23 protein-coding genes are annotated in these 26,313 nt (G+C 71.7%); 18 read left to right on the forward strand and 5 right to left on the reverse strand.

Features of this window, described 5'->3' with window-relative positions:
- Positions 1 to 2 precede the first annotated feature (2 nt).
- The 9 genes from BHU06_RS11255 to BHU06_RS11295 all read left to right on the forward strand — a co-directional run bounded on the left by BHU06_RS11255 (position 3) and on the right by BHU06_RS11295 (position 11,400).
- A complete protein-coding gene (locus tag BHU06_RS11255; RefSeq protein WP_070399287.1) occupies positions 3 to 2,537 on the forward strand; it encodes a branched-chain amino acid ABC transporter ATP-binding protein/permease in 2,535 nt (844 codons plus the stop codon).
- A 43-nt stretch (positions 2,538 to 2,580) separates the two neighbouring features.
- Entirely contained in the window at positions 2,581 to 2,973 is a 393-nt protein-coding gene (locus BHU06_RS11260; RefSeq protein WP_070399288.1) for a cupin domain-containing protein, read from the forward strand.
- Complete coding sequence (locus tag BHU06_RS11265) at positions 2,973 to 4,433, forward strand: aldehyde dehydrogenase family protein (protein ID WP_070399289.1); 1,461 nt, start codon at positions 2,973 to 2,975, stop codon at positions 4,431 to 4,433. Before BHU06_RS11260 ends, BHU06_RS11265 begins: the two co-directional genes overlap by 1 nt.
- A gap of 22 nt (positions 4,434 to 4,455) precedes the next feature.
- Positions 4,456 to 6,234 (forward strand): thiamine pyrophosphate-binding protein, encoded by a 1,779-nt coding sequence (locus BHU06_RS11270; protein WP_070399290.1) that lies wholly within the window; start codon positions 4,456 to 4,458, stop codon positions 6,232 to 6,234.
- 26 nt (positions 6,235 to 6,260) lie between these two features.
- Positions 6,261 to 6,986 (forward strand): SDR family NAD(P)-dependent oxidoreductase, encoded by a 726-nt coding sequence (locus tag BHU06_RS11275; protein WP_070399291.1) that lies wholly within the window; start codon positions 6,261 to 6,263, stop codon positions 6,984 to 6,986.
- An 88-nt stretch (positions 6,987 to 7,074) separates the two neighbouring features.
- Positions 7,075 to 7,980, forward strand: coding sequence for a sugar ABC transporter substrate-binding protein (locus BHU06_RS11280; RefSeq protein ID WP_070399292.1), 906 nt, complete (start codon positions 7,075 to 7,077; stop codon positions 7,978 to 7,980).
- The gene (locus BHU06_RS11285) at positions 7,977 to 8,951 is read left to right on the forward strand and encodes a tripartite tricarboxylate transporter substrate binding protein (RefSeq protein WP_070399293.1); all 975 of its coding nucleotides are present in this window, start codon (positions 7,977 to 7,979) and stop codon (positions 8,949 to 8,951) included. Before BHU06_RS11280 ends, BHU06_RS11285 begins: the two co-directional genes overlap by 4 nt.
- Positions 8,952 to 8,976: 25 nt before the next feature.
- Positions 8,977 to 9,951 (forward strand): tripartite tricarboxylate transporter substrate binding protein, encoded by a 975-nt coding sequence (locus BHU06_RS11290; RefSeq protein WP_070399294.1) that lies wholly within the window; start codon positions 8,977 to 8,979, stop codon positions 9,949 to 9,951.
- 9 nt (positions 9,952 to 9,960) lie between these two features.
- On the forward strand, positions 9,961 to 11,400 hold the full coding sequence (locus BHU06_RS11295; protein ID WP_070399295.1) for an FAD-dependent oxidoreductase: 1,440 nt from the start codon (positions 9,961 to 9,963) through the stop codon (positions 11,398 to 11,400).
- On the opposite strand, the gene BHU06_RS11300 is transcribed toward BHU06_RS11295, so the two are convergent.
- Positions 11,397 to 12,185, reverse strand: coding sequence for an IclR family transcriptional regulator (locus tag BHU06_RS11300; RefSeq protein ID WP_070399296.1), 789 nt, complete (start codon positions 12,183 to 12,185; stop codon positions 11,397 to 11,399). The genes BHU06_RS11295 and BHU06_RS11300 overlap by 4 nt on opposite strands.
- Before the next feature lie 188 nt (positions 12,186 to 12,373).
- Here BHU06_RS11300 and BHU06_RS11305 point away from each other — a divergent pair, with 188 nt between their 5' ends.
- The 6 genes from BHU06_RS11305 to BHU06_RS11330 are packed head-to-tail and all read left to right on the forward strand — an operon-like array spanning position 12,374 to position 18,320.
- Positions 12,374 to 13,372 carry a tripartite tricarboxylate transporter substrate binding protein gene (locus tag BHU06_RS11305; protein ID WP_070399297.1) on the forward strand — a complete coding sequence of 333 codons (999 nt, stop codon included), beginning with the start codon at positions 12,374 to 12,376 and terminating at the stop codon, positions 13,370 to 13,372.
- Positions 13,369 to 14,190, forward strand: coding sequence for an SDR family NAD(P)-dependent oxidoreductase (locus BHU06_RS11310; protein WP_070399298.1), 822 nt, complete (start codon positions 13,369 to 13,371; stop codon positions 14,188 to 14,190). Before BHU06_RS11305 ends, BHU06_RS11310 begins: the two co-directional genes overlap by 4 nt.
- Positions 14,191 to 14,209: 19 nt before the next feature.
- A complete protein-coding gene (locus tag BHU06_RS11315; protein ID WP_070399299.1) occupies positions 14,210 to 15,361 on the forward strand; it encodes an acyl-CoA dehydrogenase family protein in 1,152 nt (383 codons plus the stop codon).
- A complete protein-coding gene (locus BHU06_RS11320; RefSeq protein ID WP_070399300.1) occupies positions 15,358 to 16,257 on the forward strand; it encodes an acyl-CoA dehydrogenase family protein in 900 nt (299 codons plus the stop codon). The genes BHU06_RS11315 and BHU06_RS11320 overlap by 4 nt, the downstream gene beginning before the upstream one ends.
- A gap of 24 nt (positions 16,258 to 16,281) precedes the next feature.
- Positions 16,282 to 17,511 (forward strand): CaiB/BaiF CoA-transferase family protein, encoded by a 1,230-nt coding sequence (locus BHU06_RS11325; RefSeq protein ID WP_070399301.1) that lies wholly within the window; start codon positions 16,282 to 16,284, stop codon positions 17,509 to 17,511.
- 14 nt (positions 17,512 to 17,525) lie between these two features.
- Positions 17,526 to 18,320 carry an enoyl-CoA hydratase/isomerase family protein gene (locus tag BHU06_RS11330; RefSeq protein ID WP_070399302.1) on the forward strand — a complete coding sequence of 265 codons (795 nt, stop codon included), beginning with the start codon at positions 17,526 to 17,528 and terminating at the stop codon, positions 18,318 to 18,320.
- 10 nt (positions 18,321 to 18,330) lie between these two features.
- On the opposite strand, the gene BHU06_RS11335 is transcribed toward BHU06_RS11330, so the two are convergent.
- The 3 genes from BHU06_RS11335 to BHU06_RS11345 form a co-directional block, all read right to left on the reverse strand.
- Entirely contained in the window at positions 18,331 to 19,053 is a 723-nt protein-coding gene (locus BHU06_RS11335; RefSeq protein WP_070399303.1) for an aldolase, read from the reverse strand.
- Complete coding sequence (locus tag BHU06_RS11340; RefSeq protein WP_070399304.1) at positions 19,050 to 19,973, reverse strand: delta(1)-pyrroline-2-carboxylate reductase family protein; 924 nt, start codon at positions 19,971 to 19,973, stop codon at positions 19,050 to 19,052. The genes BHU06_RS11335 and BHU06_RS11340 overlap by 4 nt, the downstream gene beginning before the upstream one ends.
- Before the next feature lie 83 nt (positions 19,974 to 20,056).
- On the reverse strand, positions 20,057 to 21,139 hold the full coding sequence (locus BHU06_RS11345; protein ID WP_070399305.1) for a TRAP transporter substrate-binding protein: 1,083 nt from the start codon (positions 21,137 to 21,139) through the stop codon (positions 20,057 to 20,059).
- A gap of 271 nt (positions 21,140 to 21,410) precedes the next feature.
- Here BHU06_RS11345 and BHU06_RS11350 point away from each other — a divergent pair, with 271 nt between their 5' ends.
- Complete coding sequence (locus tag BHU06_RS11350; RefSeq protein ID WP_070399306.1) at positions 21,411 to 21,884, forward strand: (2Fe-2S)-binding protein; 474 nt, start codon at positions 21,411 to 21,413, stop codon at positions 21,882 to 21,884.
- Between the two features lie 13 nt (positions 21,885 to 21,897).
- On the forward strand, positions 21,898 to 24,144 hold the full coding sequence (locus BHU06_RS11355) for a xanthine dehydrogenase family protein molybdopterin-binding subunit (RefSeq protein ID WP_070399307.1): 2,247 nt from the start codon (positions 21,898 to 21,900) through the stop codon (positions 24,142 to 24,144).
- A 90-nt stretch (positions 24,145 to 24,234) separates the two neighbouring features.
- Here the strand turns inward: BHU06_RS11355 and BHU06_RS11360 are convergent, their stop codons facing one another.
- Entirely contained in the window at positions 24,235 to 25,158 is a 924-nt protein-coding gene (locus BHU06_RS11360) for an AraC family transcriptional regulator (protein WP_070399308.1), read from the reverse strand.
- 186 nt (positions 25,159 to 25,344) lie between these two features.
- On the opposite strand from BHU06_RS11360, the gene BHU06_RS11365 reads away from it, so the two are divergent.
- Positions 25,345 to 26,289 (forward strand): RNA polymerase sigma-70 factor, encoded by a 945-nt coding sequence (locus BHU06_RS11365; RefSeq protein WP_070399309.1) that lies wholly within the window; start codon positions 25,345 to 25,347, stop codon positions 26,287 to 26,289.
- The last annotated feature ends 24 nt before the right edge of the window (positions 26,290 to 26,313 follow it).

Raw genomic sequence — 26,313 nt, forward strand, 5'->3', positions numbered from 1 at the left:
GAATGAGTGCCTTCCTGTCTTCCAAGCACCGCCCGCTGTGGGTCGCGGCGGCCGGCCTGGTGCTGCTGCCGCTGGCGTTCCAGGCCGTCGGCCTCACGCTGGACTCGGCCACCGTGGTGATCATCCTGGCCATGGCGGCCATGGGCCTGAACCTGCTGGTGGGCTACACCGGCCTGGTGTCCTTCGGCCACGCGGCCTGGTTCGGCATCGGCGGCTACGCCGCCGGCCTGGCGCAGTTGCACTGGTTCCCGAACCAGATGCTGCTGCCGATGCTGTTCTCTGTGCTGTTCACGGCCGCGCTTTCGCTGGTGGTGGGCTTCCTGATTCTGCGCCGGCGCGGCGTGTACTTCTCGCTGCTCACGCTGGCGCTGTGCGCGCTGACCTTCGCCATTTCCTTCCGCTGGACCGGCCTCACGGGCGGCGAGGGCGGCCTGGGCGGCATCGAGCGCGTGAGCGTGGGCCCCATCGACCTCAACGGCCACCTGAGCTACTACGTGTTCGCCGCGCTGGTGGGCTTCGCCGTGGTCTGCGCCCTGCACCGCGTGGTGCGATCGCCCTTCGGCCACGTGCTGGTGGCCATCCGCGAGAACCAGCAGCGCGCCACCTTCCAGGGCTACGACGTCAACCGCTACAAGCTGCTGGCCTTCGTGCTGTCGGCCACGGTCACCGGCCTGGCCGGCGCGCTGCTGGTGTTCCTGCACCGGCTGGCCGCGGCGGAGTCCACGGCCGTGCATTTCTCGGGCGAGCTGCTGGCCATGGTGGTCATCGGCGGCATGCACAGCTTCCTGGGTCCGGCCCTGGGCGCGCTGTTTTTCCTGCTGTTCCGCGAGCTGTTCTCCATGTGGACCGACAACTGGCTGCTGTACTTCGGCCTGATCTTCGTTGGCTTCATCATCTTCTCGCCCTCGGGCCTGGCGGGCATCGGGGCGCAGCTGCGCCGCCGCCTGCGGCCGCCGCCCACCGACGGCGCGGCCATGAGCAAACGCAAAATCTACGAAGGCCTGCCGCTGCCCGAGTTCCTGCGCCCCGCGCGGCGCGAGGGCACGGTGCTGGAGGCGGCCGAGGTCGGCAAGCGCTTCGGCGGCATCCAGGCGGTGCGTGGCGCCAACATCGCGGTGCAGGCCGGCCAGATCCACGCGCTGATCGGTCCCAACGGCGCCGGCAAGACCACCACCTTCAACCTGATCTCGGGCATGTTCCCGCCCAGCACGGGCGCGGTGAAGCTGCACGGCGAGGTCGTCCACCATCTGCCGCCCGACCGCATCTGCCAGCAGGGCCTGGCGCGCTCCTTCCAGATCACCAACCTGTTCAAGGGCCTGACGATCCAGGAGAACCTGCGCCTGTCGCTGCAGGCCCGGCACCCGGCGCGTTTCAACTTCTGGCGCGACATCGACAGTTTTCCGTCCATCCGGGCCGAGACCGCCGAGCTGATGAAGTTCCTGGGCCTGGAGGGCATGGAGGCGGTGGGCGGGGCCGACCTGTCCTACGGCGGCCAGCGCCTGGTGGACCTGGGCATCGCGCTCGGCTCCAAGCCGCAGGTGCTGCTGATGGACGAGCCGCTGGCGGGCCTGGCCGCGGCCGAGCGCGAGCGCGTGTCGCGCCTGGTGAAGACCATCGCCAGCAACATCCCGGTGCTGATCGTGGAGCACGACATCGACCGCGTGCTGGAGCTGTCGCACCGCGTGACGGTGATGAACCAGGGCGAGGTGCTCATGAGCGGCACGCCCGACGAGGTGCGCGCCGACCACCGCGTGCAGGAGATCTACACCGGCACCGGCACGCCGCCCGTCACGGGCCGCAGCGGCGCGGCGACCGGCGAGCGCGCGCTGGTGCTGGACTTCGAGCGGGTCGACGCCTTCTATGGCAAGAGCCACATCCTCAACGGCGCCAGCCTGCAGGTGCGCGAGGGCGAGATCGTGGCCCTGCTGGGCCGCAACGGCGCGGGCAAGTCCACGCTGCTCAAGAGCCTGGTGGGCCTGGTGCCGCCGGCCAGCGGTCGCGTGGTCTTCAATGGCCGCGACATCGCCGGCCTGGGCGCGCCCGACATCGCGCGGCTGGGGATCGGCTACGTGCCGCAGGGCCGCGGCCTGTTCGCGGGCATGACGGTCGCCGAGAACCTGGAGCTGGGCCGCCTGGCGCGCCCCACCGACGGCAGCACCGGCGTGGTCTGGGACGAAGCGAAGATCTTCGAATTCTTCCCGCGCATCAAGGAACGCATGCACGTCGCGGCCGACTACCTCTCCGGGGGCGAGCAGCAGATGGTGGCGGTGGCGCGCGCGCTGTCGGGCAATGTGCGCCTGCTGCTGCTCGACGAACCGTTCGAAGGACTGGCGCCCACCGTGGTGCAGGAGCTGTTCACCGCCTTCGACCGCCTGCGCCAGCACGTGTCCATCGTCATCGTCGAACACAACCTGGATCTGGTGCTCGCCCTCGCCGACCGCGCCTACGCGCTGGAACGCGGCGCCGTGTTCCACGAAGGCCCGGCCGAGCCCCTGCTCACCAACCTCGACTACCGCAAGAAGATCCTCTGGCTCTGAGCCGGCGGACCGAATCCCACACCGATACGACACAGGAATGCCCATGAACCCAACCCCCCGCCCCCCCGGCACCGCGCTGGTGGAACAAATGGCGAAGCTGCTGTGGAAGGAGTACCCCGGCCACTTCGGCGGAGCCCTCTCCAAGGAGCTGGCCGGCCCCGAGACCACCGGCAGCCGACGCCTGGACTTCCGCCTCTCGCGCTACGCGCCCATGGCCTACGTGCAGGAGCACGTGCACCAGATCCAGGAGCAGGTCTACTACGTGCTCGAAGGCGAGGGCGTGCTCACGCTGGACGAGCAGCGCCACCTGATGCGCCCGCACGACTTCGTCTACGTGCCGCCGGGCGTGCGCCACAGCTTCCACAACACCGGCACCGCCGGCCTGGTGTTCCTGGTGATCACGACGCCCGCGTCGGACGAAGAGGAGAGCCTGTGATGGACCGTCAGGCATCGGCCTTGGTGGACGCGGCGCGGCAGGGCGCGCTGCGCCAGCTCATCGACGGTGAATGGGTGGATGGCCAGGGGCCGCGCACCGCCGTGCGCGACAAGTACACGCTGCAGCCCTTCGCCGAACTCACCCAGGCGGACGAGGCGCAGACGCGCCGTGCGGTGGACGCGGCGCACGCGGCCTTTCGCCGCGGCGTGCCCGCCGCCTATGAGCGCGGCGTGGTGCTGGAGCGCGCGGCCGCGCTGCTGGAAGCGCGCAGCGACGCGTTCGTGCGCGCCATGCAGCGCGAGGCCGGCTTCACGCAGAGCGACGCGGCGGGCGAGGTGCGCCGCTGCCTGCAGACGCTCAAGCTGTCGGCCGACGAGGCGCGCCGCCTCGCGGGCGAGGTGATCCCGCTGGCCGGTGCGCCCGGCGCGGCGGGCCGCATCGGCTTCACCATCCGCGTGCCGCTGGGCGTGGTGGCGGCCGTCACGCCCTTCAACTCGCCCCTGAACACCGTGACGCACAAGGTGGCGCCGGCCTTCGCCGCAGGCAACGCGGTGATCCTCAAGCCCTCGACGCACACGCCGATGACGGCCTGCCTGCTGGCCGAGCTGCTGCTGGAGGCCGGCATGCCCAAGGGCTTCCTGAACGTGCTGCACGGCAGTGGCGAGGTGGTGCGCTGGCTGCAGGCCGACGACCGGGTGCGCTTCTTCGCCTTCACCGGCAGCACCGAGGTGGGCCGCCAGATCCAGCAGGCCGCGGGCCTGCGCCGCACGCAGATGGAGCTGGGCTCCATCGCCTGCACCATCCTCTGCGAGGACGCGCGCCTGGACGCGGCCCTGCCCAAGATCGTCAACGCCGGCTACCGCAAGGCGGGGCAGGTCTGCACCTCGGTGCAGCTGCTGCTGGTGCACGAGTCCCTGCAGGCCGAGGTGGAGACCCGCCTGGCGGACATGGTGCGGGCCCTGCCGTACGGCGACCCGAGCGACAACAAGACCTTCGTCGGCCCCGTGATCAGCGAGGACGCGGCCATCCGCATCGAGGCCTGGATCGAGGAGGCCGTGGCCTCGGGCGCGCAGCGCCTGGCCGGCGGTCCGCGCCAGGGCACGGTGGTGCCGCCCACGCTGCTGACCCGGCTGCGCGACGACATGCGCGTGAGCTGCAGCGAGATCTTCGGCCCGGTGGTCTGCATCCTGCCGTTCCAGACGCTGGAGCAGGCCATCGCGCGCGTCAACGCCACGCCCTTCGGCCTGGCCACCGGCATCTTCACCCACCAGCTCGATGAGGCCTTCGCGGCGGCGCACCAGCTTGAGGTGGGCGGCGTGCACGTGAACGAGACTTCGAGCTCGCGCGTGGACCTGATGCCCTATGGAGGCTCCAAGGACAGCGGCTTCGGCCGCGAGGGCCCGCGCTACGCGGTGCACGAGATGACCGAGGAACGGGTCATCACCTTCACGATGAATTGAACGGAAACCACGGAACACGACCATGCCCCGAATGAAAGGCGGCGAACTGATCGCCCAGTACCTCGTCCAGGAGAAGGTGCCCTACATCTTCGGCATCTGTGGCCACGGCAACGTCGGCATCCTCGACGCGCTGTACGACGTGCGCGACCGGCTGCAACTGATCTCCCCGCGCCACGAGCAGTGCGCCGGCCACATGGCCGACGCCTACTTCCGCGTGAAGCACCAGCCGGTGGCCACGCTCACCTCCACCGGTCCGGGCTCGGCCAACATGGTGATGTCCTGCGCGACCGCGCTGTCGGACTCATCGGCCTTCCTGTGCATCACCTCCAACGTGCCGACCTCGCAGCACAACCGCGCGCCCTTCCAGGAGCTCTACAAGCACAACCAGGCCGATTTCGCGCAGGTGATGCGCCCGGTGGTCAAGCGCGCCTTCCAGCCATCGCGCGTGGACATGCTGCCGCTGGCGCTGCGCCAGGCCATGGACACCATGGTCACGGGCCGCCCGGGGCCGGTGAACCTGGACATTCCCTACAACGTGTACCAGGAAGAGGCGGACGTCGAGCTGCCGCCGGCCTCGCACCTGCACCGCGCGCACCGGCCCGGCGCCAACGAGGCCGACGTGGCCGAGGCCCTGGCCCTGCTGGCCGCCGCGCGCCAGCCCGTGCTCTTCATCGGACACGGCGCCACCCTGTCCGAGGCGGGCGAGGAGATCACCGAACTCGCCGAGCGCCTGGGCATCCCCGTCATCACTTCGCCCAACGGCATGGGTTGCATCCGCGGCGACCACCCGCTGGCCCTGGGCTTCATCGGCCGCAACGGGGCCTACCCGGCGAACGAGGCCGGTCGACGCGCCGACCTGGTCATCACCTTGGGCACCCGCTTCGACGACCGCAGCTCCTCGAGCTGGCACGACGGCTACTCCTGGAACTTCCCCAAGACCCGGCTGGTGCATGTGGACATCGACCCGCAGGAGCTGGGCCGCAACTACGTGCCCGACCTGGGCGTGATCGCCGACGTCAAGGTGTTCGTACGCCAGCTGATCAACGGCTTGCCCCAGCGCGCGCAGATCTCGGCCGATCGCTACGCGCCATGGCTGGAGCAGGTGCGCGGCTGGCAGGCGCAGTGGGAGGCCTTCGTGCGCCCGCACTTCGGCGACTCCACCAGCCCGCTGCGCCCCGAGTTCGTGGTCGGCACACTGCAGCAGGTGCTGCCGGACGACGTCATCCTCGCGCTCGATTCCGGCGTGCACCACAACTGGTTCATGCAGTTCTGGCAATCCAAGCGCCCGCAAAGCATGCTTAACAGCTGGGGCTATTCCAGCATGGGCTTCGGCGTCTGCGGCGTGATGGGCGCGCAGCTGGCCGCGCCCGGCCGGCCCTGCGTGGCTGTGGTGGGCGACGGGGGCTTCACCATGGCGCCCTACGTGTTGTGCACGGCGGTAGAGCACAACCTGCCGGTGGTCTGGATCGTCTGGAACAACTTCGCCTGGGGCGCCATCCGCGACCTGCAGTACGGTCTGTTCGACGGCCGCGAGATCGGCACCGCCTTCTACAAAGGCCAGAGCGGCGAGCGCTACAACCCCGACTTCGCCGCCTGGGCTCGCGCCTGCGGGGCCGACGGCTACACCGTGACGCGCCCGCAGGACCTGGGCGCCACCGTGCAGCAGGCGCTGAAGAACCAGCGCCCCTGCGTGATCGACGTGCACGTGGACGCCGACGTGCGCCCGCCTTCAACGGGCACCTGGCAGCTGCCCCCCATTCCCTACAAAGAACCGGCGTACGGCAAGCCCTTCAAGGCCTGAACCGAATCCATCCCTCAGGAGTTCCCATGAGCAAGAACAAGATCGCCCTGGTGTTCGGCGGCACGCGCGGCATCGGCGCGGCCACGGTGAAGGCGCTGGCCGAAAGCGGCCACGACGTGGCCTACACCTACGTGAACAGCGCACCGAACCTGTCGGCCACCATCGGCGGCGCCACCACCAGGGGCTACCGGGTCGACATCCGCGAGCCCGAGCAGGTGGCCCAGGTGTTCGCCGACGTGGCCAGGGACTTTGGCGCCGCGCCGCATTGCGTGGTGGCCAACGCCGGCATCAACGTGCCGCCCGGTCCCCTCGCGCAATACGACCCGGAGAACTTCCGCCAGGTGGTGGAGGTGAACCTGGTCGGCGCCTTCAACGTGCTGAGCGCCGCCGCCCGGCACGTGGCCGACGGCGGCAACATCATCGGCCTGACCACATCGATGGTGCGCGTGGCCGTGCCCGGCGGCGGGGCCTACACGGCCACCAAGGCCGGCGTCGAAAGCCTGCTGCGTTCCCTGTCGAAGGAGCTCGCGCCACGCGGCATCCGCGTCAACGGCGTGGCGCCGGGCCCGGTGGACACCGACCTGTTCCGCGCCGGCAAGGACGAGGCGGCCATCGCCCGCTCGGCCGGCATGAGCCCCTTCAATCGCGTGGGCCGGCCCGAGGAGGTGGCCGAGGTCGTGGCCTTCCTCGCGTCCGACAAGGCGTCGTGGGTACACGGCCAGATCATCCAGCCCAACGGCGGCATGGTTTGAGCATGGTGCCCCCACGTTCGCGCACCGCGTGTCGCTCTCTGCCCCTCAAGGGGGCGCGTTTCGCCTTGGGGCCGACCGGCGGCGAAACATGATGCGCCTCGCCGTCTTCACCAAGAACCTGACGAACCCGGCCTACGGCGCGGCCCGGCTGGGGGCGGAGCGCGCGGCCGCTGCCCTGGCGGGGGCCGAGGTGCTGCACTTCGTGCCGCAGACGCCGGACGATCCCGATGAGCAGACCCGACTGATCGATGAGGCCCTGGCCCTGAACCCGCGGCCCAACGCCTTCGTGCTCTCGCCCGTGCACGCGACCCGGGTGGACCCCGCGATCCGCCGCATCGCCGCCGCCGGCATTCCCATGGTCGGCTTCGTCAACCCCATCGACGCCGCGCCCATGGCCGGCTATGTGAGCTCGGACGACTTCGCACTCGCGCAAGCCATCGCGGACCACCTGCACGCCCACCTCGGCGGGCGCGGGCGCGTGCTGGTGGTCACGGGCCCCGAACCGTCTTACACCAGCCAGGAGCGCCTTCGCGGCTTTCGCGCGGCGGCCGGGCGCGCGCCCGGCGTGTCGTGGGCGGGCCAGATCGCCGGCGACTACGCGCGCGACGTGGCGCACGAGCGCACCGCGCGATGGCTGGCCGCGCACGGGCCGGTCGACGCCTGCCTGGTGGCCAACGACATCATGGCCATCGGCGTGCTCGACGCGCTGGACGGCGCGGGCCAGCGCGCCGCCGTGGTGGGCGTGAACGCCATCCCGCAGGCCATCGAGGCCATCGCCGCCGGCCGCATGCTGGCCACGGCCGACTTCAACGCCATGCAGATGGCCTACCTGGCCACCGAATGCGCCGTGCGCCACCTGCGCGGCGAGGCCATTCCCGCCCGCATCGAACTGCCCGTGCAGATCGTGGACCGCGGCAACCACGCGCGATGGGACCTGCCCTACGGGCAGCGGCCCGTCATCACGCTGGACGAACTCCGGAGACAACACGCATGAACAAACGCCATTTCCTCCAGGCGGCCGGCGCCGGCCTGCTCGCCGCCGCGCTGCCCGGCCGGGGCCTCGCGCAGGACTACCCGGCCAAGCCCATCCGCATCGTCGCGCCGCTGGCCCCCGGCGGCGCGGTCGACATCCTGGCGCGCCTGATCGCCGAGCGTCTGCAGCCGCTCTACAGCCAGACCGTGATCGTGGAGAACAAGCCCGGCGCCAGCGGCCACCTGGGCGCGCAGTTCGTGGCGCGCTCGCCGGCCGACGGCCACACCCTCATGGTCGGCACCATCGGCATCCACGCGGCCTATGCGAGCTACAGCAAGCTCAACTACGACCCGGCGAAGGAACTGCAGCCGATCCTGGTCATCGGCGAGGCGTCCAACATCGTGGTGGTGCCGGCGAACTCGCGCTTCAAAACCTTCGCCGATTTCCTGGCCGAGGCCAAAGCCAGGCCGGCGGGCATCAACTACGCCTCGGCCGGTCCGGGCAGCTCCATCCACATGATCACGGAGCTGTTCCAGCTCGCCATCGGCCAGCGCATGAACCATGTGCCCTACAAGGGCAGCGGCCCCGCGCTGGCCGACCTCATCGGCGGCCAGGTGGACGTGATGTTCGAGAACATGTCCTCGGGCATGGCGCACGTGCGCGGCGGCCGTCTGCGCGCGCTGGCCGTCACCGGTCCGAAGCGCGACCCGCGCTTCCCCGAGCTGCCCACCATCGCCGAGGCTGGCGTGCCAGGCTTCAGCGGCACCTCGTGGTTCACGCTGGCGGCGCCAGTCGGCACGCCCGCGCCGCTGGTGGACAGGCTCAGTCGTGACGTGCAGAAGCTGCTGGCCGCACCCGACGTGGCCGAGCGCTACAACGCCCTGGGCATGGGCTTCGCGCCCCACACGCCGGCCGAGGCCCGGGCCTTCATCCAGAGCGAGACCACCAAGTGGACGCGCGTGATCGAGGCCGCGAACCTCAAGCTCGACTGAACACGACAACGACCGGAGACACCGCATGATCAAGAAGACCGTTCGCGCGGCCCTGCTGGGCCTCGCCATGAGCGCCGCCGCCCTGTCCGCCACGGCGCAGGACGCGTACCCGAGCAAGCCGATCCGCCTCGTCGTTCCCTACGCCGCCGGTGGACCGGCCGACCTGCTGGCGCGCGGCGTGGCCGAGAAGCTATCGCCGCGCCTGGGCCAGAGCGTGGTGGTGGAGAACAAGCCCGGCGCGGGTGGCCACACCGGTGGCGAACAGGTGGCTAAAGGAGCGGCCGACGGCTACACCTTGGTGCTGGCCACCATCGCCCACAACGGCGCGACCAAGCTCTACCCCAACCTGCGCTACGACCCCAACACCGAGCTGCAGCCCGTGATCCTGGTGGCGGAAAGCCCCAGCGTGTTGCTGGTGCGCCAGGACCTTGCCGCGAAGTCGGTAAGCGAGTTGCTCGTCCTGATGAAGGCCCAGCCCGGCAAGCTGAGCTACGGCTCGGCCGGCAACGGCTCGGCCATGCACATGGCGGCCGAGCTGTTCCGCTACATGAGCAAGACCGAGGTGGTGCACGTGCCTTACCGCGGTGGCGCGCCTGCCATGACCGACCTGCTCGGCGGCCGCATCGACTTCATGTTCGACAGCCTGGGCACCGCACACCAGCACCTGCCCTCGGGCAAGGTGCGCGCCCTGGCCGTGACCAGCACCACGCGCAACCCCAGCCTGCCCGACGTGCCCACCGTGGCCGAGGCCGGCCTGCCCGGCTACGCGTCGGTGCCCTGGTACACCATCTCCGCGCCCAGGGGTGTGCCGGCGGCGGTGGTGAACAAGCTCAACACCGAAATCAACGCGGTCCTGAAGGACGCCGACCTGGTCAAACGCTGGGACAGCCTGGGTGTGGTGGTGCTGGGTGGAACGCCCGCCGAGGCGGCCAAGCGCAACCAGGTGGAAACCGCGAAATGGAGCGCGGTGATCGAGGCCGCGAACATCAAGCTGGACTGACCCGCCACCATGCATGACGTGATCGTGGTGGGCGGTGGCGGCGCCGCGCTGGCCGCCGCCATCGAGGCGCGCGGGCGCGGGGCCCGCGTGCTGCTGCTGGAAAAGAACCCGAAGCTGGGTGGCTCCACCGCCTGGTCCATCGGCTCGGTCACGTCCACCGGTACGCCACACCAGCGGCGGCGCGGCATCGTGGACAGCCCGGCCGACCATTGGGCCGACATGCCGGGCTTCGCGGGCGATCTGGATGCGCGCGACAACGCCGAGCTGCGCCGCGTGCTGTGCGACCACATCCCCGAGACCTTCCAGTGGCTGCTGGATTCGGGCGTGCGCTTCATGGGGCCCATGCCCGAGCCGCCGCATCGCCAGCCGCGCATGCACAACGTGCTGCCGAACTCGCGCTCGTTCATCTACCACCTGGAGCGGCGCGCGCGCCGCGCGGGTGTGGAGATCCGCTGCGGCGTGCGCGTGACCGCGTTGCTGCGCGAAGGCGATCGTGTGACGGGTGTGGAGGCCGACGGCGCCGCAGGCCGACAGCGCTTGGAAGCGCGCGCCGGCGTGGTGCTGGCCGCGGGCGATTTCACCAACAGCCCCGAGTTCAAACGCCGCTTCATGGGCGAGCAGGCATCGCGCGTGGAGGGCGTCAACCCCACGGCCACGGGCGACGGCCAGCGTCTGGCCGAGGCGCTGGGCGCGCGCATCGTCAACGGCGAGCTCGCGCTCGGCCCGGAGATCCGCTTCATCGCCCCCGCCCGCGAGACCTTCGTTCGGCGCCTGCCGCCCTGGCGCTGGCTGGCCACGCTGATGGGCTGGTCGTTGGACCACCTGCCGGCGGCGCTGCTGCGCCCGCTGATGATGAAATTCCTGACCACGGCGCTGGCGCCCTCGTCAGCGCTGTTCGAGGCTGGCGCCGCGCTGGTGAACCGACGCGGCGAGCGCTTCGGCGATGAGCTCGACCGCTCGGCCTGGCGGCTCGCGGACCAGCCGGACAAGCAGGGTTACATCGTGCTGGACCGCGCGCTCGCGCAACGCTTCGCGGCCTGGCCCCATTTCATCTCCACCGCGCCCGGCATCGCCTACGCCTACATCGACGACTACCGACGCAACCGGCCCGACGTGTTCACCGAGGCGCCGAGCGTGGCCGCGCTCGCGGCGCGGCTGGGCCTGGATGCGAACGCGCTGGCCCGTTCGGTGGCGGAGCGTTCGCTGGGCGACGGGCCGTACGTGGCACTGGGCCCGGTGCGCCCGGTGTTCGTGCACAGCGAGGGCGGGCTGATGGTGGACACGCGCCACCGCGTGCTCGGCGCGCACGACCGTCCCATCGAGGGCCTGTACGCAGCCGGCGCGACGGGGCAGGGCGGCCTGCTGCTCAAGGGTCACGGGCATCACCTGGCCTGGGCCTTCGTGTCGGGGCGGCGGGCGGGGGCGCAGGCGGCGGCGCACGGCGCCTAGTCGCGCGCCCGGCCAGGCCCCGCGGCCTGCACTTCTTCCACGATCACCTTCTTCCACGCCGCGATGCGCGACTCCGTGACCATGGTGGCGTGCGCGGCGATGCTGATGGCCAGGTGCGGCGTGCCCTCGCTCGCGGGCAGGGCGCGGCCCATGCCGAAGCCGTCGTCCACCACCGTGCCCTGGCTGATGGCGAAGCCGCTGCGGCGCACCAGGGCCACGGCGGCGCGCAGGCTGTCGGCGTTCAGGCGCGGGTAGCGGTCCAGCCCCGGCGCCACGGCGCGGATCATGTCGTCGGCGCGCGCGGGCTCGAGCGCGGCCAGCAGGGCGGTGGCGCCCGCGCCCACGCCGAGCAGGCGGCGTTGGCCCACGTCCACCGGCACGAAACGCACCACCGCGTTGCCGTCCACCTTGAGCAGGCACACGGCCTCGGTGCCGCTGCGCCGCATCAGGTAGGCGGTGACGCCCGTGCGCGCCGCCACCGCCTCCACCGCGTGGCGCCAGCGCCTCACGTCCTGCGAGCCCGCGGCGGGCGTGAGACCGAACTCGTGGATCAACGGGCCCATGCGGTAGCGGCGGCCATCGGCGCGCTCGACCAGGCGCTCGTCGAGCAGGCAGCCCAGGATGCGGTGCACCGTGGAGCGCGGCAGCGCCAGGCGCTGCGCGATGCCGGCGAGCGAATCGCCTTCGGCGCCGGCCTGGGCGATGGCGCGCAGGATGCTGGCCGCGCGGTGCACGGCCTGCGTGCCGTCGGAACTGGGGGGTGGCGGCGCGGCGGTGCGGGGCATGGTCTTGGTGGTCCGAGTTTTCGATCCAAGCATTCTGTCCACATCGTGGAACACTGGGAATGTGTTTTCCCCTAAAGCGGAGGCCGCCAGGTTCCAGAGAGAGAAGGCCGTTCCTAGAATCGCGCCCCACTGGCCGCTTCCAGGCATGCAGGTCAGATGTTCCATCAATTGAAACAGGAGACAGACCCATGCCCCGCACGCCGATCCACCGCCCTTCTTCGCCGCGCCGCCGCTGGCTCGCGCGCGCCGCCGCCAGCGCGCTGGCGCTGGCCGCCGCTGCCGGCGGCGCCTGGGCGCAGGCCGATTTCCCGAACCGGCCGGTGAAGCTGGTCGTGCCCTTTGCGGCCGGCGGCTCCGACACCATGGCGCGCGCCTTCGCCGAGAAGCTGGGCGCCGTGCTCCGGCAGCCGGTGGTGGTGGAGAACAAGCCCGGTGGCGCGGCCATCATCGGCTCGCAGCATGTGGCGCAGTCGCCGGCCGACGGCTACACCATGCTGTGGCTGGGCGGCGGCAGCCTCACGCCCGTGCTCATCAAGGACCTGAAGTTCGACATCCTCAAGTCGCTGCGGTCGGTGGTGAGCATCGCGCGCGGTGGCATGACGCTGATGGTTCCCGGCGCGATGCCGGTGAACAACTTCAGCGAGTTCCTGGCCTACGCCAAGGCGAACCCGGGCAAGCTGAACTACTCGCACACGGCCGGCAGCATCCTGCTGGCCACCGAGATGCTGAAGTCCAAGGCCGGCTTCGAGGCGGTGGCCATTCCGTACAAGGGCTCCACGCAGGTGGCCACGGCGCTGATGACGAACGAAATCCAGATGGGGATCGACGTGCCGGTGTTCTACCTGGGCATGATCAAGGAGGGGCGCATCAAGGCGATCGCGCACGGGGCGCAGGAGCGCTCCCCCTCGCTGCCCGACGTGCCCACGCTGGCCGAGGTGGGCGTGCGCGATCTGCAGTTCGCCTTCTCCTATGGCATCTGGGTGCCGGCTGGCACGCCCGACGCGGTGGTCGAGAAACTCAACGCGGCCTTCAACGAGGTCCTGAAAGACCCATCCATCCGCGAGCGCCTGGCGCAGGCCGGCGTGGTGCCCGTGGGCGGAGGCACCGAGGTGCACGCGCAGAACACGAAGGCCGAGCAGGACATGTGGGCGGCGGCGGCCAAGCAGATCGGGTACCACCCGCAATGAGCGTGCCGGGTTTGTTCTCTCTGGTGGGCAAGACGGTCGTCGTCACCGGCGGCGGCAAGGGCATCGGGCGTGGCATCTCGGACGCGATGGCGCGGTGCGGCGCGAACGTGGTGGTGTCGGGGCGCGGCGCCCTGGCGCTGGACGAGACGGTGCGCGGCGTGCAGGCCCTGGGCGCGCAAGCCCTCGCGGTGGTGGGCGACATCACGCGCAGCGACGACCGCGACCGCCTGATCGCCGCCACGCTCGAGCGCTTCGGCGCCATCGACGGCTGGGTCAACAACGCCGGCAGCGCCAGCCCCGCCGACGTCGGGCCGCTCGACACCATCGGCGAGGCGCAGTGGGACCGCGTGGTCGACCTCAACCTCAAGGCCGCGTTCTTCGCCGCGCAGGCCGCCGCGCGCGCCATGGTGCGCGGGGGATCGATCGTCAACATCAGCTCGCGCAGCGCCTCGTACCCCAACCCGGGCACGGGGCACTACGGCGCGGCCAAGGCGGCGCTGGAGAACCTCACGCGCACCATGGCCGCCGAATGGGGTCACCGCGGCATCCGCGTGAACGCGGTGGCGCCCGGCGTGGTGATGACGGATGAGTTGGCGAAGACCTTCGACACGCCCGAACGCATCCGCCGCCAGGTGCAGACCGTGCCGCTGCAGCGCCTGGGCCGCCCCGAGGACGTGGGGCCGCTGTGCGCCTACCTGGTGAGCGACGCGTCCGCGTGGACCAGTGGAACGGTGATCGGCGTCAGCGGCGGCAGCTTCGTGCCCATGGGCTACCTGAGTTACCTGCACCAGGTCAACCGCGACGCCGCACCCGCCTGAAAGAACGACAGGGACTCACATGGATTTCTCGTGGACCGAGGAGCAGACGGCCTTGCGCGAACGCGTGCGTGACCTGCTCGCGCGCGAACTGCCGCCCGATTGGGCGCGCCTGAGCCGCCACGGCCCGGGCAGCCCGGAGCAGACGGCCTTCTCGCTGAATTTCTGCCCGAAGCTGGCCGAGGCCGGCCTGCTGGTGCCGCACTGGCCGGTGGAGCACGGTGGCCGCGGCGCGCCGCCCTGGCACCACTTCATCATCGGTGAAGAGCTCTGGGCCGCTGGCGAACCGCGCGGCGCGCAGTACATGAACGTCAACTTCATCGGCCAGACCATCATGCGTTTCGGCTCGGTGCCGCAGCAGCGGCGCTACCTGCCGCCGATGGCCGCGGGTCAGGCGATCTGGTGCCAGGGCTTCTCCGAGCCGTCGGCGGGATCGGACCTTGCGGCCTTGCGCACGCGCGCCGAGCGGCGGGGCCAGGACTATGTGATCAACGGCTCCAAGATCTGGACGTCGTACGCCGGCCTGGCGCAGACCTGCTTCCTGCTCGCGCGCACCGGTGGCGCGGGTCGCCAGGGCATCTGCATCTTCCTCGTGCCCATGGACACGCCAGGCATCACCGTGCGCGGCATTCCTTCGCTGATCGGCGAGGGCGACATCCACGAGGTCTTCTTCGACGACGTGGTGGTACCGGCCGATGCGCTGCTCGGCGAGGAGGGTCAGGCCTGGCCCATCATCGGCTGGGCGCTGTCGCACGAGCGCGTGGGCATCGCGCGCTACGCCTTCTCGCGCCGCGTGCTCGACGGCATGGTGCGCCAACTGCAGTCGCAAGGCCGCTTCGACGATCCGCTGATCCGGGCGCGCGCGGGCCAGGCGCTGGCCGCCATCGAGGCCGCGCGCCTGCTGGTCTACCGCGTGATTCACCAGCGCGCGCGCGGCCTGCCGCCCACGGCCGACGCCAACGTGGCCCGCACGGCCGTGATCGCGGCCGACCACCAGGTGTCCGATTTCGGCATGCAGTTCCTGCCCGACAGCTACTGCGGCGACGCCTTCCCGCTGCACCTCTCGCACCACGAACGCGCCATCGCCGCCGGCATCGCGGCGGGCGCGGCCGAGGTCCAGCTCAACCTGGTGGCGCAGGACTTCCTGAAGCTGCCGCGCGAGGCCCGCGCATGAACTTTGAACTCAACGACGACCAGCGCGCCCTGCTCGACGCGGTGGAGCAGGTGGTGCAGCACCACCTCGCGCGAACGCCCGCGCCGGCGCGCGTGGAGTGCCTGCCCGAACTGGACCGCGACCTGGAGCAGGGCGGCTACTTCGAGGCCATGACCACCGAAGGCCTGGGCCCGGTGGCCGCCGCCGCGATGGTGATCGCCCTGGCGCGCCTGCCGTTCTGCACCGAGCTCGGCGCGTCGGCGCTGCTGGCGCCGCGGCTGGGCCTGCCGCGCGTGTGCGCGGTGCTGGGCGAGGACCGGCACGCGCCAGCGCGCTTTCTCGCGCAGGCGGCCTGCGCGGTGGCCATCGAGGCCGATGGGGTGTTCGCCGCGGCGCTGGCGCCGGGCGACGCGCGCGAGGTCGAGAGCCTGTGGGCCTACCCCATGGGCGAACTGGTCGCGCCCGAGGCCCTGTCCTGGCGGCGGCTGGACACCGACCCCAAGGCCTGCCTGGACCTCTGGCGCGTGGCCCTCGCCGCCGAGATCGCCGGCTGCCTGTCGGCCGCGCTGGCCAGCGTGGTGCAGCACGTGAGCGACCGGCGCCAGTTCGGCCGCCCGCTGGGCAGCCTGCAGGCCGTGCAGCACCGGCTGGCGCACAGCGCCGTGGCCGTGGAGGGGGTGCGCTGGCTGGCGCTGGCGGCGGCGGCGGGCAGTGTGCCGGCCGCGCTGGCCCTGGGCCAGGCGCAGCAGGCCGTGCGCCCGGTGGCCTACGACCTGCACCAGTTCATGGGCGCCATGGGCCTCACGCTGGAACACCCGCTGCACCGCTGGACCTACCGCGCGCGGCGCCTGCAATCGGAACTCGGCGCGGCGGATCGCCAGTTCCAGCTCGCGGCCGGTCAGGCCTGGCCCGCATGACATGAGTTCAGGAAAGACCCGCACATGAAACGCCTGCCCCTCACCGGCATCCGGGTCCTGGACCTCAGCCGCATCCTCGCCGCGCCGCTGGCCGCGCAGTCCCTGGGCGACCTCGGCGCCGAGGTCATCAAGATCGAGCGCCCGGGGCGCGGCGACGAGGCGCGCCGCTGGGGACCACCCTTCCTGAAAGACCGCGACGGCCGCGACACGCGCGAGTCGCCCATGTACCTCTCGGCCAACCGCAACAAGCGCTCCATCACCATCGACCTCGCCCGCCCCGAGGGCCAGGACCTGGTGCGCCGACTCGTCGAACGCAGCGACGTGCTGATCGAGAACTACAAGGTCGGCGACCTTCAGCGCTACGGCCTGGACTACGACTCGCTCAAGCGCGTGAACCCGCGCCTGGTCTATTGCTCCGTCACCGGCTTCGGCCAGACCGGCCCCTACGCCGCGCAGCCCGGCTACGACACGGTGTTCCAGGCCATGAGCGGCCTCATGTCGGTGACCGGCCTGCCCGACGGCGTGCCCGGCGGCGGCCCCATGAAGACCGGGCCCAGCCTGGCCGACTTCATGGCCGGCCAGTTCGCGACCGCCGGTGTCCTGGCCGCGCTGTACGAGCGCGACACCCACTCGGGCGAGGGCGCGCACATCGACATCGCCTTGCTCGACAGCACCATCGTGGCGCAAACGCATTCGGTGGCGACCTACCTGGCCACCGGCCAGGTGCCGCCGCGCCGCGGCACCGAGGGCAACGGCGGCTTGCCTTCGCAGGCCTTTGCCTGCGCCGACCGCAGCGTCATCGTCATCTGCGGCAGCGAGGAGCAATACCGCCAGTTCTGCGAGGTTCTGGACCATCCCGAACTGGCGAGCGACCCCCGCTTCGCCACCAACAGCGATCGCCTGCGCCACCGCGCGGAACTGGCTTCGACCTTCGGCGCCATCACCGCGCGCTGGACCTCGGTCGAGCTGCTCGCCGCGCTCAAGAACGCCGGCATTCCCAGCGGCCCGGTCAACAGCTACCCCGAGGTGTTCGCCGACCCGCAGGTGCAGCACCGTGGCGTGGCGCTCGTGGCCGAGCACGCGCAGGCCGGCCCCACGCGCTTCTGTGGCAGCCCGATCCGCTTCACCGGCGTGGCCGACCGCGCGCCCATGGCGCCGCCGGTGCTGGGCCAGCACACCGACGAGCTGCTGCTCGAGGTGCTGGGGCTCGATGAGGCCGCCATCGCGGCCTTGCGCGGGAAGGCCGTGCTCTGAGCCCGGGGGCCGCGATGGACGCGTACGACACCCTGTTGCTCGGCGTCGACGGCGGCGTGGCCCGCCTGACGCTCAACCGCCCCGAGGCGCGCAACGCCATCAGCCGCCGCATGGCCGATGAGCTGACCGAGGCGCTGCGCGCGCTGCGCGCGCGCGAGGACGTGCGCGTCCTGGTGCTGCACGGCGCGGGCGAGCACTTCTGCGCCGGCGGCGACGTCAAGGGCATGGGCGAGGCCGGTCCGCGCGGCGCGCCCGAAGCCCGGGCCGGCATGGCGCGCTACCGCCACATGACCGAGGCCCTGCACGGTTTCGACAGGCCGGTGATCGCCGCGGTGGACGGCGTGGCCTATGGCGCCGGCTTCAGCCTGCTGCTGCTGGCCGACCTGGTGCTGCTGAGCGAGCGCGCGCGCCTGTGCATGGTGTTCGGGCGCGTGGGCCTGGTGCCCGATTGCGGCGCGCTGCACACGCTGCCGCGCGTGGTGGGCCTGCAGCGCGCCAAGGAGCTGGTGTTCTCCGCGCGCGAGGTCCGCGCGCCCGAGGCGCTGGCGCTGGGGCTGGCGATGGAGGTGCTGCCCGCGCAGACCCTGCTCGACCGCGCCCTGGCGCTGGCGGCGGCGCTGCGCGAGGCCTCGCCGCTGGCTTTGTCGCTCGCCAAGCGCGCCTTGAACCGGTCCTTCGACCAGGACCTCGCCGGCCTGCTCGACGCGGAGGCCGATGCGCAGGCACTGGCCTTGTGCAGCGAAGCGCACGCCGAGGCGGTTCGGCGCTTCGTGCACAAGGCACCCGCGCGCTTCGCCTGGCCGGACTGATCGGGCGCGCTCAGAGGCGGCGCCGCAGCGCCTCGAAGAACAACTCGGACTGCAGGCGTTCGCCCAGGGTCTGTTCGGCCACGCGCGCGGCCATCTCGGGCGTGCTGGGCGCCAGCGGCAGGCCACTGGAGGCGGCGAGCACCTGCGCCATGCAGGCGCGCTCCAGGTAGTAGAGGTCGTCGAAGGCGTGGTCGATGCGCGCGCCGCAGACGATGACGCCGTGGTTGGCGAGGAAGGCCACGTCGGCGCCGCCCATGGCGCGCGCGATGCGCTCACCCTCGGCGTGGTCGAGCGCGAGGCCGTTGTAGACCGGGTCGCTGGCCACGCGGCCATGGAAGCGCATGGCGTTCTGCGACAGCGTGCTGTCCAGCGCGCGCTCGCGCGTGAGCGTGAGCGCGGTGGCGTAGGGCATGTGGGTGTGCAGCACCACGGCCTGGCGCGCCACGCGGTGCACGCCGGCGTGGATGTGCATGGCCGTGCTCTCCACCGGGTGGCGGCCCGCGAGCGCACGGCCCTGCGTGTCCACCATGACGATGTCCTCGGCCTGCACCTCCTGCCAGAGCAGGCCGCGCGGGTTGAGCAGGAAGCGGCCCGAGCCGTCGGGCAGCTCCACGCTGAAGTGGTTGCACACGCCTTCGGACAGGCCGAAATGCGCGGCGGCGCGCAGCGCGAGCGCGAGGTCGGCGCGCAGGCGGCGCACGGGTTCGGTGTGGAAGTCTTGTTCGTGGTTCATGCGTTGATGTCGGTGAGATCGGCCGCCACCAGCCGGGCGGCCGCGAGGTCCCAGCCCGCCCAGCCGCAGTTCTTGAAGAACACCGGGCCCGCCGGGCGCGGGCGCGCCAGCCAGTCGGCCAGCGTGGGCACGGCGGGCACGTCGAGGCCGGCCTGCAGCAGGTCGCCGGCCTCGTGGTCGGCGTCGCGCGTGTCCACCGCCAGCGCGCCGCGCGCGGCGACGTGGCGGCAGACCTCGGGCGCCCATTCGAGCATGGTGGGCGTGAAGGCGCCCACGGCGGCGATGAAGGCGTCGTCGCGCGGCAGGGCGCGCAGCGACGCGGCCTGCGCCGGGGTGGCGCTCACCACCAGCGGGCAGTCGGCGAGCGCGGCGTTGGCGTCGTCCACGCGCCGGGCGTCCAGGCCGAGGTCGCGCGCGTGCGCGACCAGGGCATCGGCGCTGGCCGCACCGCGCGAGGCCACGCGCACCTGCCGAACGCCCAGACCACTGGCGAAGGCCTCCAGGTGGGCGCGTCCCTGCACGCCGGCGCCCACGATGAGCAGCGGGCCGTCGGTGCGCGGCGCGAGCGCGCGCGCGGCCAGCAGCGAGACGGCGGCGGTGCGGCGCGCCGTCACCGTGGGGCCGTCGAGCAGGGCCAGGCGGCGGCCGTCGCGCGCGTCGAACACCACCACGTCGCCCTGGATCGCGGGCAGGCCGCGCGTGGCGTTGTCGGCGACGAAGCTGATCAGCTTGGTGATGGCCACGCGCGCGTCGGTGGCGGGCATGGCGAAGAAGGTGCCGCCCGCGGGCAGGGGCAGCACGGTGCGCGCCGGCACCTTCACCGTGGGGTCGCGCAGCAGCGCGGCGATGGCGTCGGCGAGCGCGGGGTAGGGCAGGGCGGCGGCGGTGGCCTCGGCGGCGTACAGGCGGGGTGGGCTCATGGACCGATGATGCGGCATGGCGCCGGCCCCGCGGACAAAAAAAAGCCCGCCGGGCGGCGGGCTTTGTCTCGGGGCCGGACCGTTCAGATCTTGGCCGAGGTGATGTAGCTGTCGTAGCGCCACTCGGAGAAGCGGCTCCACAGGATCTGGTCGCGCTGGAAGGCGCGCATGTCCTGGTGGATCTTCTTGAACTCGGGCGACTTGGCCTCATGCTCGGCGAAGACCTCCATCGCGGTCTTGAAGCCGGCGTCCATCACAGCCTTGGGGAAGGCGACCAGCTTGGTGCCCGAGGCCACCAGGCGCTTGAGGGCGATGGGGTTCTGCGCGTCGTACTTGGCGGTCATGTCGCGCGCGGCCACGGCACCGGCGGCGCGCACGATGGCCTTGTTCTCGGCGGACAGGGCGTCGAAGGCCTTCTTGTTGATGAAGAACTCCAGCTCGGCGCCGCCTTCCCACCAGCCGGGGTAGTGGTAGAAGGGCGCGACCTTGTTGAAGCCCAGGCGCTCGTCGTCGAAGGGGCCGACGAACTCGGTGGCGTCCAGCGTGCCCTTCTCCAGGGCCTGGTACACCTCACCGGCGGGCATGTTCTGCGCCACCACGCCCAGCTTGGCCATGGACTCGCCGAACAGGCCGCCGCCCATGCGCATCTTCAGGCCCTTGAGGTCGGCCACGGTCTTGATTTCCTTGCGGTACCAGCCGCCCATCTGGGTGCCGGTGTTGCCGGAACTCATGGAGAGGATGTTGTACTTGGCGTAGAACTCGTCCATGAGCTTGCGGCCGTTGCCGTGCTCCATCCAGGCGTCCATGTGGCGCGCGGTCAGGCCGAAGGGCACGGCGCAGCCGAAGGCGAAGATGGAGTCCTTGCCGGTGAAGTAGTAGGACGCGGTCTGCGCCATCTCGATGGTGCTGTCCTGGATCGCGTCGACCACGCCGAAGGCGGGCACGATCTCGCCGGCGGCGTGGATGGAGACCTCGAACTTGCCGCCGGACAGCGCTTTCACGGTCTCGGAGAACTTCTCGGCCGAACCGAAGATGGTGGGCAGCGATTTCGGGAAGCTCGACGCCAGGCGCCAGCGCACGGCGGCCTGGGCATGCACCGCGGGTGCGATGCCGGTGGCGAGCACGCCGGCGATGCCGGCGTTCTTGATGAGGGAACGGCGATCCATGGAAATTGACTCCTCGGGAAACGGGGGTTGGGGTTGCGGACGCAACCACCTATAGGGAGGGGCAGTATGCCACCCCCCATTCCTAGGGTTTCCACTAGATCGCGCCCCACCCCAAGGCCTGGGCCGCGCGCGCCTGGGCCTGGAGGATCAGGCAAGCATCTCGCAGCCCTGTGCTAACACCCCCGGGGGACGCTGGCCAACACTCCCGGCCATGCCGGCGGCCTGGGCCCCGGCATGGCCGATCCGCTTCCTTTTCCCTTTGGGAGACCCCATGACCACCCTTCAAGTCAATGGCCGGAACCACACGCTCGATGTGGACCCCGGCACCCCCGTGCTCTGGGCCCTGCGCGACAACCTGGGCATGACCGGCACCAAGTTCGGCTGCGGCGCGGCGCTGTGCGGCGCCTGCACCGTGCACCTCGATGGCCAGGCCATCCGCTCCTGCATCACGCCCGTGGGCAGCGTGGAGGGCCGCGCGATCACCACCATCGAGGCCGTGGCGCAAGGCGAGGACCGCGTGGGCCGCGCCGTGCACGAGGCCTGGGTGAAGCACGACGTGGCGCAGTGCGGCTACTGCCAGAGCGGCCAGATCATGAGCGCCACGGCCTTCCTCAAATCGCTGCCCAAGGGCCAGCGGCCGAGCGCCGCCGACATCGACGCGGCCATGGCCGGCAACGTGTGCCGCTGCGGCACCTACGAGCGCATCCGCGCCGCCGTGGCCGAGGCCGCGCGCGCCATCGCCTGACGGAGGAACGGACATGCTGCCTTCCACTTTCACCCCCGAACTGCCCCGCGCGCTGCAGCTGATGCTGGCGCGCGGCGGCGCGCCCGCCGAGGGCGCGGCCGAACTGCCGCGCCGCGGCTTCCTCAAGCTCGCCGTGGCCAGCGGCTTCGCGCTGGGCCTCGCGCCCCTGGCCGCCCAGGCCCAGGGCGCGGGCGCGCCCGACGCGGCGCTCAAGCCCACGCAGCGGCCCGGCGCCTTCGTCGCCATCGCCACCGACGGGACCGTCACCGTCACCGTGAACCGGCTCGAATTCGGCCAGGGCGTGCAGACCGCGCTGCCCATGGTGCTGGCCGAGGAGCTGGACGCCGACTGGAGCCAGGTGCGCAGCCAGCTCGGCACCAATGACCCGGCCTACGCCGACCCGCTGGCGGGCATGCACCTCACGGGCGGCTCCACGGCCGTCAAGAACAGCTTCACGCAGTACCGCGAACTCGGTGCCCGCACGCGCGCCATGCTGGTGGGCGCGGCCGCCGCGCGCTGGCAGGCCGACCCGGCCGCGCTGCGCACCGAGGCCGGCCACGTCATCGGTCCCGGCGGCCGCCGCGCCAGCTACGGCGAACTGGCCGAGGCCGCGATGCAGCAGCCCGTGCCCGAGCGCGTGGCGCTGAAGGACCCGAAGCGCTTCAAGCTCATCGGCCAGCCCACCACGCGGCTGGACGCGCGCGCCAAGAGCAGCGGCCGGCAGGACTTCGGCATCGACGTGCGCCGCCCGGGCCAGCTCACGGCCGTGATCGCGCGCCCGCCGGTGTTCGGCGCCAAGCTGCGCTCGGTGGACGACGGCGCCGCGCGCGCCGTGAAAGGCGTGAAGGCCGTGCTGCGCGTGCCACTGGACCGCGGCGCCGAGGGCGTGGCCGTGGTGGCCGAGGGCTACTGGCCCGCCAAGCTCGGGCGCGACGCGCTCAAGCTCGACTGGGCCAGCGACGCGGTGGACAAGGTCGACAGCGAACGCCAGCTCGCCCAGTACCGCGAGCTCGCCGGTCGGCCCGGCGCGGTGCATTTCGACGCCGACATGGCGCCGCTGGCCACGGCGCCGAAACGCATCGAGGCCGAGTTCGTCTTTCCCTACCTCGCGCACGCGCCCATGGAGCCGCTCAACTGCACGGTGGAGCTCGCCGAGGGCGGCGCCACGATGTGGGTGGGCACGCAGATGCCGGGCCTGGACGGCCTGGCCGCGGCGCGCGCCCTGGGCCTCAAGCCCGAGCAGGTGCGCGTGAACGTGCAGGCGGCCGGCGGCGGCTTCGGCCGGCGCGGCGTGCCCAGCAGCGAGTACGTGGTCGAGGCCTGCCAGATCGCCCGCGCCGCGCGCGAGGCGGGGGTGCGCGCGCCGGTGCGCACCGTCTGGAGCCGCGAGGACGACATCAAGGGCGGCTACTACCGCCCCATGCACCTGCACCGCGCGCGCATCGGCTTCGATGAGCGCGGCCGCGTGCTGGCCTGGGACCACGTGATCGTGGGCCAGTCCATCATCGCCGGCAGCCCCTTCGAGCCCTTCATGGTGAAGAACGGCGTGGACCAGACCGCCGTGGAAGGCATGCGCGCGCCCTATCCGCTGCCCATGCGCCTCACCGTGCACCACCCCCAGCTCAACGTGCCCGTGCTGTGGTGGCGCAGCGTGGGCTCCACGCACACCGCTTTCGTGATGGAGACGCTGATCGACCAGATCGCGCGCGAGACGAACCAGGACCCGGTGGCCTACCGGTTGGCGATGTTCGGCGATCAGCACCCGCGCCACCGCGACGCCCTGAAGCTCGCGGTGGACAAGAGCGGCTACGGTAAGCGGCGGCTGGCCGAGGGCCGCGCCTGGGGCGTGGCGGTGCACGAGAGCTTCGACTCGGTGGTGGCCTACGTGGTCGAGGCCTCGGTGAAGGACGGCGCACCCGTGCTGCACCGGGTGACGGCGGGCGTGCACTGCAACCTCGTGGTCAACCCGCGCACGGTGGAGGCGCAGGTGCAGGGCGCGGCGCTGATGGGCCTGGGCATGTGCCTGCCCGGCGCGGCCATCACGCTCAAGGACGGCGTGGTCGAGCAGGGCAACTTCGGCGACTACCGCGTCGCGCGCATCACCGAGATGCCGACGGTGGCCGTGCACACCGTGCCCAGCGCCGACCCGCCCACCGGCATGGGCGAGCCCGGCCTGCCGCCGCTGGCGCCGGCGTGGGCGAACGCGCTGGCGAGGATCACCGGCAAGCCCTTGCGCGACCTGCCCTTCAAACTGGGGTAGCACCCCCGCCGCGCTTCGCGCGACCCCCTCGAGGGGGTGGCACCTGCGGCCTGGCACAGCCGGTTCCGCGGTGCCTCTGGGGGCGCTGCTTCAGGCGGGCACCGGTGTGTATCCCTCGCCGGTGCCCAGCGCGCTCTCCAGGTCGCGCAGCGGCGACAGGCCGAACTGGCGGCTGTACTCGCGGCTGAACTGGGAGGCGCTCTGGTAGCCCACGCGGTAGCCGGCGCTGCCCACGTCCAGCCGCTCCACCAGCATCAGCCGGCGCGCCTCCTGCAGGCGCAGGCGTTTCTGGTACTGCAGCGGCGTCATGGCGGTGACCAGGCTGAAGTGGTGGTGCAGGGACGAGGCGCTCATGCCCACCTGGCTGGCCAGGGCCTCGATGCGCAGCGGCTGCCGGTAGTTCTGGCGCAGCCAGGCGATGGCCTTGGCGATCTTGTTGCTGGGGCTGTTGGCCGAGGCGATGCGCAACAGGGCGGGGCCGTGCGGACCGGTGAGCAGGCGGTAGAGGATTTCCTGTTCGATCAGCGGCGCCATGGCCGCGATGTCCTGCGGGCGCTCGAGCAGGCGCACCAGGCGCAGCATGGCGTCCAGCAGCTCCAGCGGTGCCTTGTGCACGGCCACGCCGCGCAGGCTGTCGCCGCGCAGGGCCTCGGGCGGCAGGCTCACGCGCGACAGCACCTCCTGCAGGCGCGCGCCGTCGATGGCCATGCCCAGGCTCAGCTTGGGCCGCTCGGGCGTGGCCTGCACGATGCACGAGATCACGGGCAGGTCCAGCGTCACCACCAGGCAATCGCCGACGCCATAGTGGTAAACCTCCTCGCCCAGGGTGAGGCGCTTGGCGCCCTGCGTGACCAGCGCGAAGCAGGGCCACTGCGCCGTGTGCATGGGCAGCGAGGGCGAGCTTTGGCGGGCGAAGAACAGGTGGTCCACCGCGGTGGGCGTGAGGCCGTCGCGGTCGGTGGATCGGGCAATGATGCCGTTGATCTCGCTCAGGTAGTCGTCGGGCTTGAGCATGGGGCGTTCAGACGTAGGGGCGGCGCCGGGATGATCCCGCAAATGGCCCGATCCTCCACGCCCGTGGGGTCAAACGGGCGCGGGTCCGCAGGATCGGGCAAGCCCGGCGGAGGATCGTGGCAGCCGCCCGTCGGGCTGTCGCGCGGCCCTGGTCACAATCGCTCCCTCCCATCCGTCTGGCGCGTCATGAACGATCACACCCTGGACAGCTTCCTGCGCCTGCGGCCCCGGCTGCGGGGCATCGCCTACCGCATGCTGGGCTCGGCCGCCGACGCCGACGAGGTGGTGCAGGACGCCTGGCTGCGCTGGCACGGCACCGAGCACGCGTCGGTAGACAACGCCGAGGCCTGGCTGGTCTCCGTCACCACCCGCCTGGCCATTGACCGGCTGCGCGCGGCCCAGTCGCGGCGCGAGCAGTACGTGGGCACCTGGCTGCCCGAGCCCATCCTCACCGAGGCCGAGGCGCCGCACACGCCCGAGCAGATGCTGGAGCGGGCCGACCAGCTCTCGCTCGCCTTCCTCGCGGTGCTCGAGCGCCTGGCGCCCGAGGCGCGCGCGGCCTTCCTGCTGCGCGACATCTTCGAGGCCGAGTACGGCGAGGTGGCGGCGGCGCTGGGCAAGAGCGAGGCGGCCTGTCGCCAGCTGGTGCACCGCGCGCGCACCCTGCTCAAGGACGGGCGCGCGCGCCAGACCGTGCCACCCGAGGACCAGCGGCGCCTGCTGAGCGCCTTCGCCGAGGCGGCGTCGCGCGGCGACATCAGCGGCCTGAAGGCCGTGCTGGCCGAGGACGCGCGGCTCGTCAGCGACGGCGGTGGCAAGGTGCCCAGCTTTGGCGTGCCCCTGCTGGGCGGCCAGCGCATCGCGCAGCTCTATCTGGCCACCAGCCTGCGCTTCGCGGGCCGCGTGCACTACGAACTGGCCCCGCTCAACGGCGAGTGGGGCCTGCTGCGCTTCATCGACGGCGCGCTGGAATCGGCGCAGGCGCTGCGGATCGAGGACGGCCGCGTCGTGGGCATCCAGGTGCAGCGCAACCCCGACAAGCTGCGGCACATCGCGCAGGCGCTGGGCCACGCGCAGCTGGACCCATCGGTCACAAACTACGTCACAGGAGACGGCGCCGCTTCGTCTTGAGGGGTGAAGGCTTTCTTCATTTCT

The sequence above is a fragment of the Hydrogenophaga sp. PML113 genome (assembly GCF_001777155.1).
Taxonomy (GTDB): domain Bacteria; phylum Pseudomonadota; class Gammaproteobacteria; order Burkholderiales; family Burkholderiaceae_C; genus Hydrogenophaga; species Hydrogenophaga borbori.